12 protein-coding genes are annotated in these 15,822 nt (G+C 64.3%); 9 read left to right on the plus strand and 3 right to left on the minus strand.

Going from position 1 to position 15,822, the window contains the following annotated elements; translation table 11 throughout:
* Positions 1-43 precede the first annotated feature (43 nt).
* The 7 genes from CCR82_RS07700 to CCR82_RS07730 are packed head-to-tail and all read left to right on the plus strand — an operon-like array spanning position 44 to position 8,836.
* Complete coding sequence (locus CCR82_RS07700) at positions 44-196, plus strand: type II toxin-antitoxin system HicA family toxin (RefSeq protein WP_201244802.1); 153 nt, start codon at positions 44-46, stop codon at positions 194-196.
* 38 nt (positions 197-234) lie between these two features.
* Positions 235-474: a hypothetical protein gene (locus CCR82_RS07705; protein ID WP_201244803.1), complete on the plus strand. Its 240-nt coding sequence runs from the start codon at positions 235-237 to the stop codon at positions 472-474.
* 33 nt (positions 475-507) lie between these two features.
* Positions 508-798 (plus strand): nucleotidyltransferase family protein, encoded by a 291-nt coding sequence (locus CCR82_RS07710; RefSeq protein ID WP_201244804.1) that lies wholly within the window; start codon positions 508-510, stop codon positions 796-798.
* Positions 795-1,157 (plus strand): HepT-like ribonuclease domain-containing protein, encoded by a 363-nt coding sequence (locus CCR82_RS07715; RefSeq protein WP_201244805.1) that lies wholly within the window; start codon positions 795-797, stop codon positions 1,155-1,157. The genes CCR82_RS07710 and CCR82_RS07715 overlap by 4 nt, the downstream gene beginning before the upstream one ends.
* Before the next feature lie 5 nt (positions 1,158-1,162).
* Positions 1,163-4,357: a DUF1156 domain-containing protein gene (locus CCR82_RS07720; protein ID WP_201244806.1), complete on the plus strand. Its 3,195-nt coding sequence runs from the start codon at positions 1,163-1,165 to the stop codon at positions 4,355-4,357.
* A 41-nt stretch (positions 4,358-4,398) separates the two neighbouring features.
* Entirely contained in the window at positions 4,399-4,962 is a 564-nt protein-coding gene (locus tag CCR82_RS07725; RefSeq protein ID WP_201244807.1) for a Uma2 family endonuclease, read from the plus strand.
* 28 nt (positions 4,963-4,990) lie between these two features.
* The gene (locus CCR82_RS07730; RefSeq protein WP_201244808.1) at positions 4,991-8,836 is read left to right on the plus strand and encodes a helicase-related protein; all 3,846 of its coding nucleotides are present in this window, start codon (positions 4,991-4,993) and stop codon (positions 8,834-8,836) included.
* Between the two features lie 22 nt (positions 8,837-8,858).
* Here the strand turns inward: CCR82_RS07730 and recG are convergent, their stop codons facing one another.
* From recG to CCR82_RS07745, 3 genes are read right to left on the minus strand one after another with little or no spacing between them, the layout of a single operon-like run.
* Entirely contained in the window at positions 8,859-11,048 is a 2,190-nt protein-coding gene (recG, locus tag CCR82_RS07735; RefSeq protein WP_338073138.1) for an ATP-dependent DNA helicase RecG, read from the minus strand.
* A gap of 17 nt (positions 11,049-11,065) precedes the next feature.
* Positions 11,066-12,193 carry a lytic murein transglycosylase B gene (mltB, locus tag CCR82_RS07740; RefSeq protein ID WP_201244809.1) on the minus strand — a complete coding sequence of 376 codons (1,128 nt, stop codon included), beginning with the start codon at positions 12,191-12,193 and terminating at the stop codon, positions 11,066-11,068.
* Positions 12,194-12,212: 19 nt separating this feature from the next.
* The gene (locus CCR82_RS07745; protein ID WP_201244810.1) at positions 12,213-12,605 is read right to left on the minus strand and encodes a Rid family detoxifying hydrolase; all 393 of its coding nucleotides are present in this window, start codon (positions 12,603-12,605) and stop codon (positions 12,213-12,215) included.
* Positions 12,606-12,746: 141 nt separating this feature from the next.
* Between CCR82_RS07745 and CCR82_RS07750 the strand changes: the two genes are divergently transcribed.
* Both CCR82_RS07750 and CCR82_RS07755 read left to right on the plus strand, forming a co-directional pair.
* The gene (locus CCR82_RS07750; protein WP_201244811.1) at positions 12,747-13,634 is read left to right on the plus strand and encodes a phosphoribosylaminoimidazolesuccinocarboxamide synthase; all 888 of its coding nucleotides are present in this window, start codon (positions 12,747-12,749) and stop codon (positions 13,632-13,634) included.
* A 4-nt stretch (positions 13,635-13,638) separates the two neighbouring features.
* Positions 13,639-15,711 carry a YgiQ family radical SAM protein gene (locus tag CCR82_RS07755; protein WP_201244812.1) on the plus strand — a complete coding sequence of 691 codons (2,073 nt, stop codon included), beginning with the start codon at positions 13,639-13,641 and terminating at the stop codon, positions 15,709-15,711.
* Positions 15,712-15,822: the final 111 nt, after the last annotated feature.

Raw genomic sequence — 15,822 nt, forward strand, 5'->3', positions numbered from 1 at the left:
CGCGCTAAGGCAGCAACAGTTGCTACTCTGACAATAACGAAAAATGCCTCGAAAGATACGAGAATTGCTTCGCGATCTTGAGCGGGCCGGCTTTGTGAATCGCGGCGGAAAAGGAAGCCACAGGAACCTTCAACATCACAAGGGTTCTCGAATGACGCTCTCGGAGAATCTTGGCGATGACGCCAAGCCATACTAGGAGCGCGAGGTGAAACAAAAGATCAAAGAGTCGAAGCAATGAAAGAAAGCGCTCGGTATCTCAAAGTTGTCGAGTGGTCTGATGAGGACCAGTGTTTTGTCGGTCAGTGTCCTGGGATCATCGGGCCGTGCTGTCACGGTGATCACGAAGAGCAGGTCTACTCGGAACTCTGCAAGATCGTCGATGAGTGGATAGAGCTGATCAAACAAGATGGACATCCTTTGCCTCCCCCAACCGCTGGCCGAGGTATGGTGGAGAAGATTTCCGCAATGGCATGAACCGCAACAGTTAATCTCACATGGGACCATACCATGAAACCCTCCATTGCCTTTGAGCAACACCGTGAAACCATCCGTCGCATCGTTGCCGCGCACCGGGCCAGTCACCCGCGCGTGTTCGGGTCGGTGCTGCTGGGCACCGATGGTGAGGAAAGCGATCTGGATCTACTGGTTGAGCCAACAGCAGAAACCTCCTTGCTCGATATCGCTCGCATCCAGGTGGAATTGGAGTCGCAACTTGGCATTCCGATCGATGTGCTGACACCGAAGGCCCTGCCGAGCGAATTTCGGGATCGGGTTCTCAGTGAGGCGCGGCCGGTATGAACAGCAAGACATTGCGCGTGCCAGACTATCTGGGACACATCTTGCAGGCCATCGATCGCATTCAAGCCTATACCGATCAAGCCTCTAAACAGGCCTTCGTCGATAACGCGCAGCTTCAAGATGCGGTGATCCGCAACCTCGAGATCATTGGCGAGGCCTCTCGCAACGTCCAACTCCACGGACCTGATCTGATCGCGCAGCATCAAGACATTCCGTGGTCTGCGCTGTATGCCATGCGTAACCGAATCAGTCATGGCTACTGGTCCGTGGATCTCGAGATTGTGTGGACCGTTGTGCAGCGCGATCTGCCTGATCTTCGGGTTCAACTTCAAAGCCTAGTTTCTCAACTCAAGGCGTAAAGACCATGGCCAAAGACGATTTACGCCTGATCGAGGCCGGTTTTCCCTGCCATCAAGTGGGAGCGGAGACCCGGCGCGAGCGTGACACCGGCAAGGCACCGCCGACGCATCGCCTGCATGTCTGGTGGGCACGCCGCCCGCTGACGCCGAGCCGCGCGGCGATCCTGGCCTCTTTGCTGCCGGCAGATGCTGACCCGGAAGCCTTCATCCGCAATCTTGGCATCGTACGTTGGCAAGCGCTAATCGGAGATGAGCGTTGGACCTTGATCAGCGAGACCATCACAAAACGCCTGGTCCGCGATGACAACGATCCAGAGCATTGGCTACTGCCGATCGACGACACCGTGCTTGCTGCGCTCGATAAAGAACACCAGCGTCGGGCACGCTGTCGTGACCTCATCGTCCAGTTGGAATCAGCTGGTCCAGACTATGCCAATGATCCGGTGCTTCAAGCTTGGCAAGCGGAAGTACAAGCGCTGCCTAGCATTGCGATTGAACCCGGCAATGCACTCCAAGTCATCAAGGCAGTTGCCGATCCAGCCGGAGTCAAGGACAAGATCGCCTTTGCCAAGCGCGATGATGTCCAGGTAATTTTAGGCAGATCGCTGCGTTGGGATGACGAGGACTCTTACGGTTACTCACGCGCCTTTGAAACCCCAACCAAACCGTTGCCGGAGGCGCAGCGAAAGGTCGTGCTCGATCCAACCGCAGGTGGCGGATCGATCCCATTCGAGGCCTTGCGCCTTGGTCATCGAGTGATCGCCAATGAGCTGAATCCGGTGGCGAGCGTGATCCTCAAAGCGACGCTGGATTATCCGGCGCGTTACGGGCTGGCCTTGCTGGAGGACATCGCGCGCTGGGGCGATACCCTTCGCGAGACCGTCGAAGCGAAGATGGCGCCGTTCACGCCGTTCAGCCCAATCCCGTCAGATCAGCGCGTGGCGCTTGAGCGGCATCTCCAGCGACGCCCTGATTTGGTGGATGAGTACGCGACCGAGCACGACCACATGGGGCTGCTCTACTGCCGCCAAGTCACCTGCCCCCACTGTGGCGGCGAGGCACCGCTGCTCAACTCCCTTTGGCTATCGAAGGAGGGCGAGCAATGGGCGGTCGATGTGCAGCCGCAAGCGGACAAGACGGTGCGCTTCGAGCCCTATGTGCTGGGCAGCGAGGGGCGCAAGCCAGACGCGCGCACGTTGGATGCCGGCACCGTCACGCGCGGCGTTGGCCAGTGCGTGCACTGCCATCAGGCAATCGCGGGCGATGAGATCAAGCGTCAGGCGCGCGGCGAGTCCGAGCTGGGACGTTGGCAGGATGTGCTCTATTGCGTGGTCGGCATTCGTCTGGAGCCAAAGCTCGACAAGCATGGCGAGGTGCAGCGCTTCGCCAGCGGCGCGCGCAAGGGCGAGATCAAGACCAGCAAGGTGCGCTACTTCCGCGCGCCCAACGAGATCGATCAGCAGGCGCTTGCGGCGGCCTCGGCGGAGCTGGAGGCACGGCGGTTCGACTTCGAGATGAAGGGGTTGGTGCCGAATGAGTCCATCGGCGAGATTTCCAACTACGACCGCGGTCATCGCATGTATGGCGAGAACCTGTGGATTGACATGTTCACGCCGCGCCAGTTGCTTGGACATCTGACGGTGATGGAAGCACTGAGCGAGGCCAAGCCGAGGATTCTCGAGGAACTGGGGGAGGAGAAAGGACGGGCTGTGGTGACCTATCTCCAGTTTATGCTCGATAAGGGCATCGATTACAACTGCAGCCATACGCGCTGGGAATATACGCAAGGGATTGTCAAGGGAGCCTTCAGCCGGCACAACTTCGCGCTTCAATGGACCTTCGGCGAAATGGTCTTCTCCGGCCCATCCTCGGGCTTCCGCTGGGGAATCTCGCAGGTGTTGGATGCCTACCAAGGCATCGCCGAACTGCTAGCAAACCGCCACCAGCAAGGCTTGCAGCCGGGTGATTTGATTCAAACCTTGGGACCATCGCAACAGCTCCAAGGCATCGCCGATCAGAGCGTCGATGCCGTGGTCATGGACCCGCCCTACTACGACAACGTGCAGTACAGCGAGCTGTCGGACTTCTATTACGTCTGGCAAAAACGCTCGCTCGGCGATCTCTATCCGGGCTGGTTCGACGACGAGGTCACCGACAAGCAAAACGAGGTGGTCGCCAATCCTGCGCGCGATGGCTCGGCGAAACTGGCCAAGGCGCGCTATGAAACCTTGATGCAGGAGACCTTCGCCGAGTGCCGCCGGGTGCTCAAGCCCGAGGGCCTGATGACGCTGATGTTCACCCACAAGGGCGCCGATGCCTGGGAGACCCTGACCAACGCCCTGATCGAGGCCGGCTGGGACATCACCGCCTGCATGCCAGTCCAGTCGGAGGGCGGCTACTCCACACATCAGATGAACCTAGCCGCAGCGGCTTCGACCATCTTCATCGCCTGCCGCCCCGCCGATCGCAGCGCACGCCAGCCGTCGAGCTGGGCCTACGAGGTGCGTGGCCGACTGGAGACGGCGGTGCGCGAGGGACTGACCGAGTTTGCACGTCTGAACCTGAACCCGGTCGATCGCATGATTGCCTCCTGGGGCCGGGCGCTGCGCGTCTACTCGGAACATTGGCCGGTCCAAGACGGCGATGAAGACGTGCCGCCTACCCGCGCCATGCAGGAGGCGGCGCGCGTGGTGGCCGAGGAGGAGGTCAGCCGCCTCTCCGGTGGGCTGGTGACGGTCGAGGATCTCGACAGCGAATCGCGCCTGGCGGTGATCGCGCTCGGCATCAATGGGCTGGGCGAGTTCGCGTTCGATGATGCGCTGCAGATAAGCCGCTCGCTGAGCTTCCATCTCCAACAGCGCAACGGCAACTATCGCGTCAGCGATGACCTGGTCGCTTACGCCAGTGCCAGCGACGGTGAACGGGCCGCACCGCTGGCGATTCGCGGCAGCAAGCTGCGGCTGCTCAAGCCCGAGGAGCGCGCCGAGCAACGCCTCGAGCATCCGCAGGCGCTCTGGGACGTGCTCTGCGGGCTGATCAGCATCTATCGCGAGGGCGGTATCGTCGCCGCGCGTAACTACCTCGGCACCCACGACAAACGCGACAGCGCCGCGCTACGCGGACTGCTCAAGGTCTGGGCCAACGAGTGCGACGACGAGGCGCTGCGCCGCGAGGCGCTGTTGATCGACTACGAGCTTTAGCGCCAGCGCTCAACGAGAACAGGGCAACCGGTATCGACAACATGGTCTCCTTGGCCTATCAACTCACTCTTTATGAGCAATTGCAGGCGCTGCCTGAAGGCTTGACCGGCGAGATCCTGAATGGACAGCTCTATACCCAACCACGTCCGAGTGGGCCGCATGGGCGGGTCAGCGTGGGTCTCGATCGGCGCATCGGCCGTGGCTACGATGAGGGCGACGGCGGCCCTGGCGGTTGGTGGATTCTGGTCGAGCCCGAGGTCCATTTCCTGCGCGACCAGGAGGTCGCCGTGCCAGATCTGGCCGGCTGGCGACGCGAACGGATGCCGCGCATCCCCGAGGGCCATCGTTTCGAGGTGGTGCCGGACTGGGTCTGCGAGATCCTCTCGCCCTCGACCGCGAGCAAGGACCGCGAGATCAAGCTACCGCTCTATGCCCACTATGGCGTCGCATACGCCTGGCTCGTCGATCCGACGCGGCGCACCTTGGAGGTCTATGGACTCGAACAGGGCACCTGGCGGTTGCTACTCGAGGCCGCCGAAGCGACCAGCGTGCGGGCGCCACCCTTCGAGGCACTGGAGCTCAAGCTCGCCGTGCTTTGGGTCTAGCGCGGCGGGCTAGCGCGGAACTGCAGCCATGTCAGCAACGGCGTCGCTCAGCCTCAAGGCCTATGACTGGGAGCAATGCTACGCGACCTCGGATCTGCGCCCTGACGGTCAGCCGGTCGACATCCTGCACGACTTCTACATCCCGGCCCTCTCGCGCTCGCTGCGCTATGACCGCGTTGCCGGCTATTTCACCTCGACCTCGTTGGCGGCGGCCTCGCAAGGGTTTTCGCGCTTCGTCGCGCAGGGTGGCAAGGCGCGTTTCATCGTCGGTCTGCAACTAACGCCCGAGGATGCCGAGGCCATTCTGCAGGGTCATCAGCAGCGTGCCGCCGAGCCGATGTTGGCCGCGCTGGCGGGGGCGCCAGAGTGGCCAGCGTCGGTGCGCCAAGGTGTGGAGCTGCTGGGCTGGATGATCGCCCATGGTTGTTTGCAGGTGCGTGTTGGCTTACGGGTGCATGGCCAACCAGGGCCAGATCAAGGAACGCCGAAGCCATTGGATTATGCCCAGGATGGCTATCTGCATGAGAAGTGGGCGATCTTCAGCGATGGCCAAGAGGCGCTGTTCATCTCCGGCTCGATGAATGAATCGCAGACCGCGTTGGCGGTGAATGCCGAGAACATCACCGTGCAGCCGTCTTGGATCGACTGGAACCGCAAGCTGTTGGCGAGCAAGCGGGCGAGCTTCGAGACGCTGTGGCGGGGCAAGCATGCCTTTATCCGCACACTGTCGCTGCCCGAGGCGGTGCGCGAGCGCCTGATCCAGATCGCCGACAGCGCCGGTGTGTTGCGGGAGATCGACGGCACGCCGATGCCGATGCCACCGCCAGAGAAGACAAACGGAGACGCCCAAGACAACCCGGATGAGGTCGTCGCGCCCCGCTTCAGCGAACGGCTGCGCTTCGCCATGATCCGACTGGCGCCCTTGCTGCCCGGCGGCGAACGGGCCGCCCTGGAGACCACGCCGATCGAGCCCTGGCCGCATCAGCGGTTCGTCGCGCGGCGCCTGCTGGAGACCTATCCGCGCAATCATCTGCTCTGCGATGAGGTCGGCCTGGGCAAGACGATCGAGGCAGGGCTGGCGTTTCGGGCGCTCTGGCTCAGCGGTCGCGCCAAGAGCATCCGTGTCTTTGCCCCGGCCTCGCTGACCTCGCAATGGCTCAACGAGATGGCCGAGAAGTTTATGCTGCCGTTCGTGCGGCGGACCCGTCGCAGCGGCGATTGGGAGCGCATCGAGCTGCGCACGGGCGAGCCGATCAGCGGCAAGGGCAGGATGTTCGACGCCCCGCTGGAGATCATCTCGACCGGGTTGATCATCAACCGCAAGGGTGGTCGGCTGCTGGCCCAGTTCCCGGAGACCGATCTCGTGCTGGTCGATGAGGCGCACAAGGCGCGCCGTCAGTCCCCGGACAACAGCGCGCAGATGCCACGTTACAACAAGCTGTATCAGGAGCTACGTGATGCGCTTTACGGCCGATCGCGCGCCTTGCTGCTGGCCACCGCGACGCCGATGCAGCTCAATCGCGTCGAGGCCTTCGACCTGCTCAAGCTGATGCCCTCCGCCGGCGCGGTGCAGTTCAGCGAAGACCTCTGCGAGCTGTTCTATCGGGTGCGTGAGCGGTTGCTGCAAGGCGAGTCACTGGCCGAGTACGAGACCCAATGGCTTGGCCGTTATCTGCGCGAGGCACGCACCTCCTCACCGGCGCAATGGCGGTTCGTCGAAGAGCAGGTGCTGAGCCTGTTCGGGAAAATGGGGCTGCAGGACTTTGTCGATAGCGGCCAGCCGCCGCTTGGTGGTTGGCACGAGCTGCAACCGTCCCTGAGCCTGTTGGCGCCGCTCGGGCGCAGCATGCTGCGCCATAGCCGGTCGCTGCTGCGCGCCTACCAGCAGGAAGGACTGTTGAATGCCAACCTCGCTTGGCGCGAGGTGCATCCGTGCATCATCGCGCTGCAGGGCGTCGAGTTCGAGGTCTACGAGCACCTGCAACGGTATTGCGCCGAGCTGGCCGATCGCATCAATGCCAACATGACGGAAGGCAAGCAGCGCGCGGCCATCGGCTTTTACCTCTGCTTTCTGCGCTTGCGCTTTGCCTCATCCTTCCATGCCTTGCGTTGCTCACTGGAGCGGCGCCTGAGCAAGATCGAGCAGACTCTGAACCATAAAGCGAAACAGATCAGCCTCGATGAGGAGGATCGCGAGGCACTGGAGGAACTCGACGAGGCCGAGGTCGAGGGACTGGTCCTGAAGAATCGCAGCGAGAGCGATCTCACCTGGGAGCAGACGGCGGTCGAGACCCTCTTGCAGCACATGCGGCGGCTACCGAGCGTACCGAAAAAGACGCATCGGCTGCTCGAACACATCGAGCAGCGGCGACGCCAGGGCGCTGATCGCGTGCGTCAGCTGGTGGTCTTCACCCGTTACGGGGATACCTTGACGGCCTTGCATCAGGAGCTGTGCCGCCGCCTCCCGCAGTGTCCGATCGGCACCTTCTCGGGGCTCGGCGGCAGCCTGCGCCGGGCCGGCGCGCATCAGCCAGAAAGCATGGACCGCACCGCGATCAAGCAGCGCTTCGTCGCCGGGCATATCGACATCCTGCTGTGCACCGATGCCGCCGCCGAGGGCCTGAACCTGCAGAGTGCCGATCTGCTGATCAATGTCGACCTGCCCTGGAACCCGATGATGCTCGAGCAGCGCATTGGGCGCATCGATCGCATCGGCCAGCATCATGCGCAGATCCAGGTCTACAACTACCTCTATCAGGACAGCGTCGAGGAGGTGGTATATTCACGGCTGGTCAAGCGGTTTCGCGAGGCCATCAGCGTCTCGGGCGAGCTGCAGTTCTCGCTGCTACCGATACAGCCCGAGGATTTCGAGGACTTCGCCAAATCCAAGGATGAGCCTGGGCAGATCGACGAGGAGGAGCTGATGCGCCGCGCCAAGGCGCATGCCGTGCAGATCAGCGAGCGCCAGCGACTCACCGAATTTCCAGCGCAAGCGCAAAAGAGCGCCTATGAGCAACTGGACGCAGAGGCCAAGATACAGCCGTTGCCCGTGAGTCTCGACAGCCTCTGGCAGGTGTTGAGCGAGAGCGCCCGACCTGGCGGTTATCTGCATGCGCTGGGTGCGCGCATCGACACCTTCCGGCAGGGCGAGGCATTGGTGCTGGAAGGCGTGCTTGGGCTCACTGAGCCGACTTTATTGACCAGCTCGCGTGTGTTGTTCGAGCAGGGACTGGGGCAGGAAGACCGACGGCCACTGCACTTTGCGACCTACGGTGATCCGCTCTTTGAGCGACTGCTCGACCATGTGCTCAAGCCCACGGAGCCACCCTTTGATACGATCCAACAGTGCTGGGTCGAGCGTCGGCCATTGACGGCCCTGCAAGTGGGCGGTGAGCGACTGGCGAGTGTCGATGATGCCCTAGCAGCAGGACAGGTGGACGAGCAGCCCATCACCCTCGTGTCCCGGTCGATACCGGCCATCTATCCCCAGTCCGACCAACTGGGGCGTCAACAACGAGTGCTTTTGGAGACAGCAGCGGCGCATTTCGCAAACAAGAAGCTCAAAGAAGACCCGGACACGGTGAAACAGCAGATCGCTGAGTTCGAACGCTTTCAAGCGGACGTCAAGACGCGCCCAACGCCGGTCGTCCACTTCAACTGCGAGGTGCCTGACCGCAACGCCATACTAGCCTTAAAAGACAAACTCCTTTGGCCAATCATGAACAACGACTCGGCGATCATGGTCGATGGCGACCCGTTGTTGCTGGATGTCGTGCGCGCCTTGTTACTGCGGCAACTGGGCGAGATGAAGAAGCATACCCGCACTGGGCCGAATGTCGCCAAGGCACTGCGCGAACGAGCGCGAAACGGCTGAAATGAGGCGTAGTCGCCTTGCCTCACACCTGACCATAGTCATCACGGCGACCGAGCCAGCGGCGAATCAGCGGCTCGACATGCTCGGGCCAGTGCGCGAGCAATTGATCGGCCGCCTGCCGCGCGGCGTTGATCAGCGTACTGTCGCGCATCGGATCGGCCAGCCGGAATTGAATCGCACCAGCCTGCCGGGTTCCCAACACCTCGCCGGCGCCGCGCATGCGCAGATCGGCCTCGGCGATGCGAAAACCGCTCGCTTCACGGCGCAGGATATCGATGCGCTCGCGCGCTGCATGCGTCAAGGGTGGGTGATACATGAGCACACAGGCGCTCTCGATGGCACCGCGACCGACGCGCCCGCGCAACTGATGCAGCTGCGCCAGCCCCAGCCGCTCGGGATTCTCGATGATCATCAGGCTCGCATTGGGCACATCGACACCGACCTCGATCACCGTCGTCGCCACCAGCAGATCGAGGTCACCGGCCTTGAACGCCGCCATCACCGGCGCCCGCTCTTGGGCCTTGATGCGACCGTGCACCAAACCGATGCGCAGCCCCGGCAGACGCTCGCGCAGATCGGCGGCGGCGTCTTCAGCCGCCTGCGCCTGCAGCGCATCGGACTCCTCGACCAGGGTGCAGACCCAATACGCCTGGCGGCCAGTGCGACAGCTCGCCTGCACGCGCTCGATGACCTGCTCGCGGCGCGTCTCCGGCAGCGCCACCGTCTTCACCGGCTGGCGCCCCGGCGGCAGCTCGTCGATCTCGGAGAGGTCAAGATCGCCGTAGACCGACATCGCCAGCGAGCGCGGGATCGGGGTCGCGGTCATGATCAGCTGATGCGGGATGCGCCCCTCGCGCTCGCCCTTCTCGCGCAGGCTCAGGCGCTGATGGACGCCGAAACGGTGCTGCTCATCGATGATCACCAGCCCCAACTCGGCGAAGCGCACCTCGGCCTGGAACAGCGCATGGGTGCCCACCACTACCCGCGCCTGCCCGGCGGCGATGCGCTCGAGGATCGCCGCGCGCTCGCTGCCGGCGTGCCGCCCGGAGAGCCAGGCCAGCTCGATCTCGAGCGGCGCCAGCCACTGTTGCAGGCTCTGCAGATGCTGTTCGGAGAGCAGTTCGGTCGGCGCCATCAGCGCCACCTGATGACCGGCCTCGATCACCTGCAGCGCGGCCAGCGCGGCGACCACGGTCTTGCCGGAACCGACATCGCCGAGCAGCAGGCGCATCATCGGGCGCGACTGCGCCATGTCGGCGGCGATCTCAGCGATCACCCGCTGCTGAGCACCCGTGAGCGCGAACGGCAGCCGTGCCCGCAGCCGCTCGCGCAGCCCGCCATCGCCGCTGAGCACCGGCGCGCGTTGGGCGCTGCGCGCGCGGCGCAGACGGCGCAAGGCCAACTGATGGGCCAGCATCTCATCGAAGGCCAGGCGCAAGAAGGCGGGATGGCTGCGCTCGAGCAAGGCGTCGGTCAGCTCGGCGCCTGCATCGGCCGGCGGTCGGTGCAGCAGGAACAGGGCGTCGACGAGCGCGGGCAGTTTTAACGGCGCTGTCAGGCTGGCGGGAATCCAATCCTGGAGCGCATCCGGGTCACGCCGCAGCCAGTCGAGCGCCTGGTCGGTGAGCGCGCGCAGACTGGCCTGCTGCAGCCCTTCGGTCCCTGGATAGATCGGCGTCAGCCGTCGCTCTGAGGCCACATCGGCTACCGCATCAGCCAGCGCGTCATCCTCCGGGGCCGCCTCCGAACCGGTTTCCGGGCTGATCGCCAAGCCCATTGCCAGCTCGGCGACCCCCTCCAGCACCTGCAGCTCTGGATGTACCATCTCCAGCATCTGCGGCCCTTGCCGCACCTCGCCGAAGCAGCGCAGACGCCGCCCCGGGCGCATCGCCTCGACCTGGGCGCGACTGAAATAGAAGAAGCGCAGCAGCAGGGCGCCCCGGCCATCATCGATGCGGACCTTGAGCGAACGGCGCCGACCGTGCGCGATCTGGGCATCGACGACCTCGCCCTCGACCAACACCTCTTCGTTGAGGACCAGCTCGGCGAGCGGCCGCAGGAGGGTGCGATCCTGATAGCGCAGCGGCAGATGGAAGAGCAGATCCTGCAGCGTCAGGATCCCGAGTCGCTGCAACCGCTCGCAGATGCGCGGCCCAACGCCCCTGAGCCGTTCGACCGGGGTCTGATCCAAGCCCGCGCTTAAGTCAGCCACTCGGTCACTCAGCCCGGTCAATCCGCAGCGTTGGCGGCGAATTCGGGCGGATCGCTCACCCGCAAGCTGGGCTGCTCGAGACCACGGCGCGCACGCAGTGCCTCGGCGAGCTGATGCACGGTCATGGCGTAATAGGTACTGTGGTTGTAGCGGGTGATGACATAGAAATTCTCGAAGCCCACCCAGTACTCGACCCCCCCGGCCGCATCCAGTCGCAACAGACTGACCTGGCGATCATCGGCAAGCGCCACCGCCGGCTGAATCCCTTTCGCGTTGAGGTTCGCCACCGAATAACGGGTCTTGAAGCCGGTCTCGGTCGACCAAGGCAGACCCGCACCGCCGCGCGCGCGGACAGCCACCGCAGCGCCCGGCTGCCAACCATGCGCTTGGAAGTAATGGGCCACGCTGCCAATGACATCTTCCGGGTCCCAGAGGTCGCGGCGGCCATCGCCATTGAAATCCACCGCGTAATCACGCCAGCTCGACGGCATGAACTGCCCGAGCCCCATGGCGCCGGCAAAGGAGCCGACCGGCTGCAGCGGATCGAGACCCTGATCCTCGACCTTGAGCAGATACTCAGCGAGTTCATTGCGAAAATAATCGGCACGCCGCGGATAGTCGAAGGCGAGGGTCGCGAGTGCATCGATGATCCGATGCGTGCCCATGAAACCGCCCCAGCGCGTCTCGATGCCGATGATGGCGACGATGTACGCTGGAGGAACCCCGTATTGCTTCGAGGCGCGCTCCAAAGTGCTGGCATGCCGGGTCCAGAAGGCGCTGCCCCTGTCGAGCATCCCCGGGGTGATGTGCCGGGCGCGGTAGCGCGTCCAAGCGCCGGTTGGGCCCGAGGCGGGTCGCCATTGCCGATCCATGTACTTGATGATCGATGGATCCTGGCGTGTGCGCTCAAAGGTGCGCACCAGTTGGTCGCGATCCAGCCCCCTGGCCTGCATCTGGTCGATGAAACGCGCGACATCGTCGCGGCCGGCGTAGTCGCCGCGGTTGACTCGGCTCGCCGCGCTCGCGTGCGTGGTTGAAGCCATGGTCGGGTGCGCTGCGGCCTCCGCCTGCTGAGCCGGCTGGGAGGCACAGGCGCCGAGACCCAAGGCGAGACAAAACGCGGCGGTCAGGGTGAGGTGAGACATCAGTATCAGCGGCCTTGCGTCAGTTGTCGGCATCGAGGACCATGATCGCATCCATCTCGATCTCGGCGCCTTTTGGCAGCGCCGCGACCCCAATCGCCGCGCGCGCCGGATAGGGCTCGGCAAAGGTCTCGGCCATCACCTCATTGACGAGAGGAAAGTGCGCCAGATCGGTCAGGAAGATGTTGAGCTTGACGATCTCGCCGAGCCCGCCGCCAGCGGCTTCGGCCACTGCGGCGAGGTTGTTGAACACTTGCCGCGCCTGGAGCTGGATATCGCCCGTCACCAGCTCTCCGGTGTCTGGTATCAGTGGGATCTGGCCGGACAGGTAAACCGTGTCACCCGCTCGCACCGCCTGCGAATAGGGACCGATCGCCGCCGGCGCCTGTTCGGTCTGGATGATCTGCTTGGCCATGAAGGCGCCTCCTTCTCGTCAGTCGATCGGGGCGAATCGCCCGCTGCTAGGATATGGCGAGTATAGCGGACCGCAGCGGCCCGCTGACCGTGCCGCCAAGATTGGTATAGTCGCAGCTCGGCCAAGCCACCCGCAAATGAGATGAGCACCCTCTATCAGTCCGACCTCAGCGAACTGCCGCTGCTGAATCGCGGCAAGGTCCGCGACATCTACGCCGCCGGCGATGAGCACCTACTGATCGTCACCAGCGATCGCCTCTCCGCCTTCGACGTGGTGCTGCCACAGCCGATTCCCGGCAAGGGCGAGGTGCTCAGCCGCGTCAGCCGCTTTTGGCTCGAGCGCACTGCAAGCATCGTTCCCAACCAGCTCAGCGCGCTGTCGGTCGAGACCTTCGTCACCGATCCCGAGCAGCGCCGCGTGCTCGGCGAGCGTGCCCTGGTGGTGCGCAAGCTCGAGCCACTGCCGATCGAGGCCATCGTGCGCGGTTACCTGATCGGCTCGGGCTGGAAGGACTACCAGGCCAGCGGCGCGGTCAGCGGCATCGCGCTGCCGCCCGGCCTGCGCCAGGCCGAGCGCCTGCCGGAGCCGCTCTTCACCCCTTCGACCAAGGCCGCCGTCGGCGATCATGACGAGAACATCGACTTCGCCGGCGCCGTCGATCGCATCGGCGCCGAACTCGCCGAGCAGGTGCGCGCGATCAGCCTGCGCCTCTACCAAGAGAGCGCCACTCATGCGCGCGCGCGCGGCCTCATCATCGCCGACACCAAGTTCGAATTCGGCCTCGACACCGATGGCCGGCTGCACCTGATCGACGAGGTACTGACCCCTGACTCCTCGCGCTTCTGGCCGGTCGACCACTATCAGCCGGGCACCAGCCCGCCGAGCTTCGACAAGCAATTCGTGCGCGACTACCTCGAGACCCTGGACTGGGACAAGACCCCGCCCGGCCCGAGGCTGCCAGAGCGTATCATCAGCCAGACCGCCGCCAAGTATGCCGAGGCCGAACGGCGGCTGACAGAGTCGGCCTGAGGCGATGTTCACTCAAGCATGGACATCGCCCCCCGATCTCTTCGGCTACCGCAAGCACTGGGCCCATAAGCTCGGTATCGCCCCCGAGCTGCCCATGTCCCGTGAGGAGATGGACCTGCTCGGCTGGGATAGCTGCGACATCATCATCGTCACTGGCGATGCCTATGTGGACCACGCTTCGTTCGGCATGGCCTTAATGGGACGGCTGCTGGAGGCGCAGGGGTTTCGCGTCGGCATCATCGCGCAGCCGGACTGGACCTCGGACGAGGCCTTCACCGCGCTCGGGCCGCCCAACCTGTTCTTTGGGATCGGCGCCGGCAATATGGACTCGATGGTCAACCGCTACACCGCCGACCGTTGTCCGCGCTCCGATGATGCCTACTCTCCAGCCGGTGCCGGCGGTCGGCGGCCGGATCGCTCGGTGCTGGTCTATGCCCAGCGCGCCCGCGAGGCGTACAAGGAGGTGCCGATCTTGCTCGGCGGCATCGAGGCGAGCCTGCGCCGGGTCGCCCACTACGACTACTGGTCCGACCAGGTGCGCCGCTCGGTGCTGATCGACAGCAAGGCCGACCTGCTGCTCTATGGCAATGCCGAGCGGGCCATCTGCGAGATCGCCCACCGTCTCGCCCGCAGTGAGCCGATCGAGGAGATTCGCAATGTGCGCGGTACGGGCTATCTGACTCGCCGTGGCGAGCGGCCCGCGGGCTGGACCGAAACCGATGCCAGTGTCCCGGATGGGGGCGCTGATCGCGCTCGAAATCGCTCCCGACCCCCACGGCAAGCCATCGAACGCACCCGCTGCGTCCTGCGCCTGCCCTCGTTCGAGCAGGTGCGCGCGGACCCAATGCTCTACGCCCACGCCGCGCGGCTGCTGCATCTGGAGACCAACCCCGGCAACGCCCGCGCGCTGGTACAGGCGCACGGCGAGCGCGATCTGTGGCTGAACCCACCGCCGATCCCACTGACCACCGCCGAGATGGATCGGCTCTACGCGCTGCCGTTCGCGCGCCGGCCGCACTCGTCCTATGGCGATGCGCGCATCCCGGCCTGGGAGATGATCCGCTTCTCGGTGACGATCATGCGCGGCTGCTTCGGCGGCTGCAGCTTCTGCTCGATCACTGAGCACGAGGGGCGCATCATCCAGAGCCGCTCTGAAGCCTCCGTGCTGGCCGAGATCGAGGACATCCGCGACCGCACGCCGGGGTTCACCGGCACCATCTCCGATCTGGGCGGGCCGAGCGCGAACATGTACCGCCTCGCCTGCCGTGATCCGGCCATCGAATCGGCCTGCCGGCGGCTGTCCTGCGTCTTCCCCGATGTCTGCAAAAACATGTCGACCGACCACTCGGCGCTGATCCAGCTCTATCGCAAGGCGCGCGCGGTGCCTGGCGTCAAGCGGGTGCTGATCGCCTCCGGGCTGCGCTACGATCTGGCCGTGCATTCGCCGGCTTATGTGCGCGAGCTAGTCACGCACCATGTCGGCGGTTATCTGAAGATCGCCCCGGAGCACACCGAGACCGGCCCACTCGAGAAGATGCTCAAGCCAGACATCAGCAGCTTCGAGCGCTTTCGCCAGCTCTTCGAGCAGTTCTCGCGCGAGGCCGGTAAGGAGCAGTACCTGATCCCTTACTTCATCGCCGCCCATCCCGGCACCAGCGACCGGGACATGCTCAATCTCGCACTCTGGCTCAAGCGCAACCGGTTTCGTCCGGATCAGGTTCAGGGCTTCTTGCCGACCCCGATGGCGCTGGCCACCGCGATGTACCACAGCGGCTGGAACCCGCTGCGACCGGTGCGACCCGGGGCCGAGCGCGTCAGCGTGGTGCGCGGCCAGCGCCAGCGCCGGTTGCACAAGGCCTTCCTGCGCTGGCACGATCCAGACAACTGGCCCCTGCTGCGCGAGGCCCTGCGCCGCATGGGCCACGCCGACCTGATCGGTAATGGCAAGCGTCACCTGGTGCCGAGCTTTCAGCCGACGAGCATTGCAAAGCCTCGAGCAGACGACCAGCCGATCAGCGGCAAGCGGTCGAATCGGAGTCGACAGCGTGCGGGTAACGCCCGACGACGCCCGACCTAAGGAAGGAAGGCATCCATCAAGCACTCAGGCTCCTTCCCTGCCCGCGCCATGGTCCTCACCCGCCCGTTGTCCACGCCGCCCGTCGCCGACAAACGTAAGTGGTGACGACAC

The sequence above is a fragment of the Halochromatium salexigens genome (assembly GCF_016653295.1).
Taxonomy (GTDB): Bacteria; Pseudomonadota; Gammaproteobacteria; order Chromatiales; family Chromatiaceae; genus Lamprobacter; species Lamprobacter salexigens.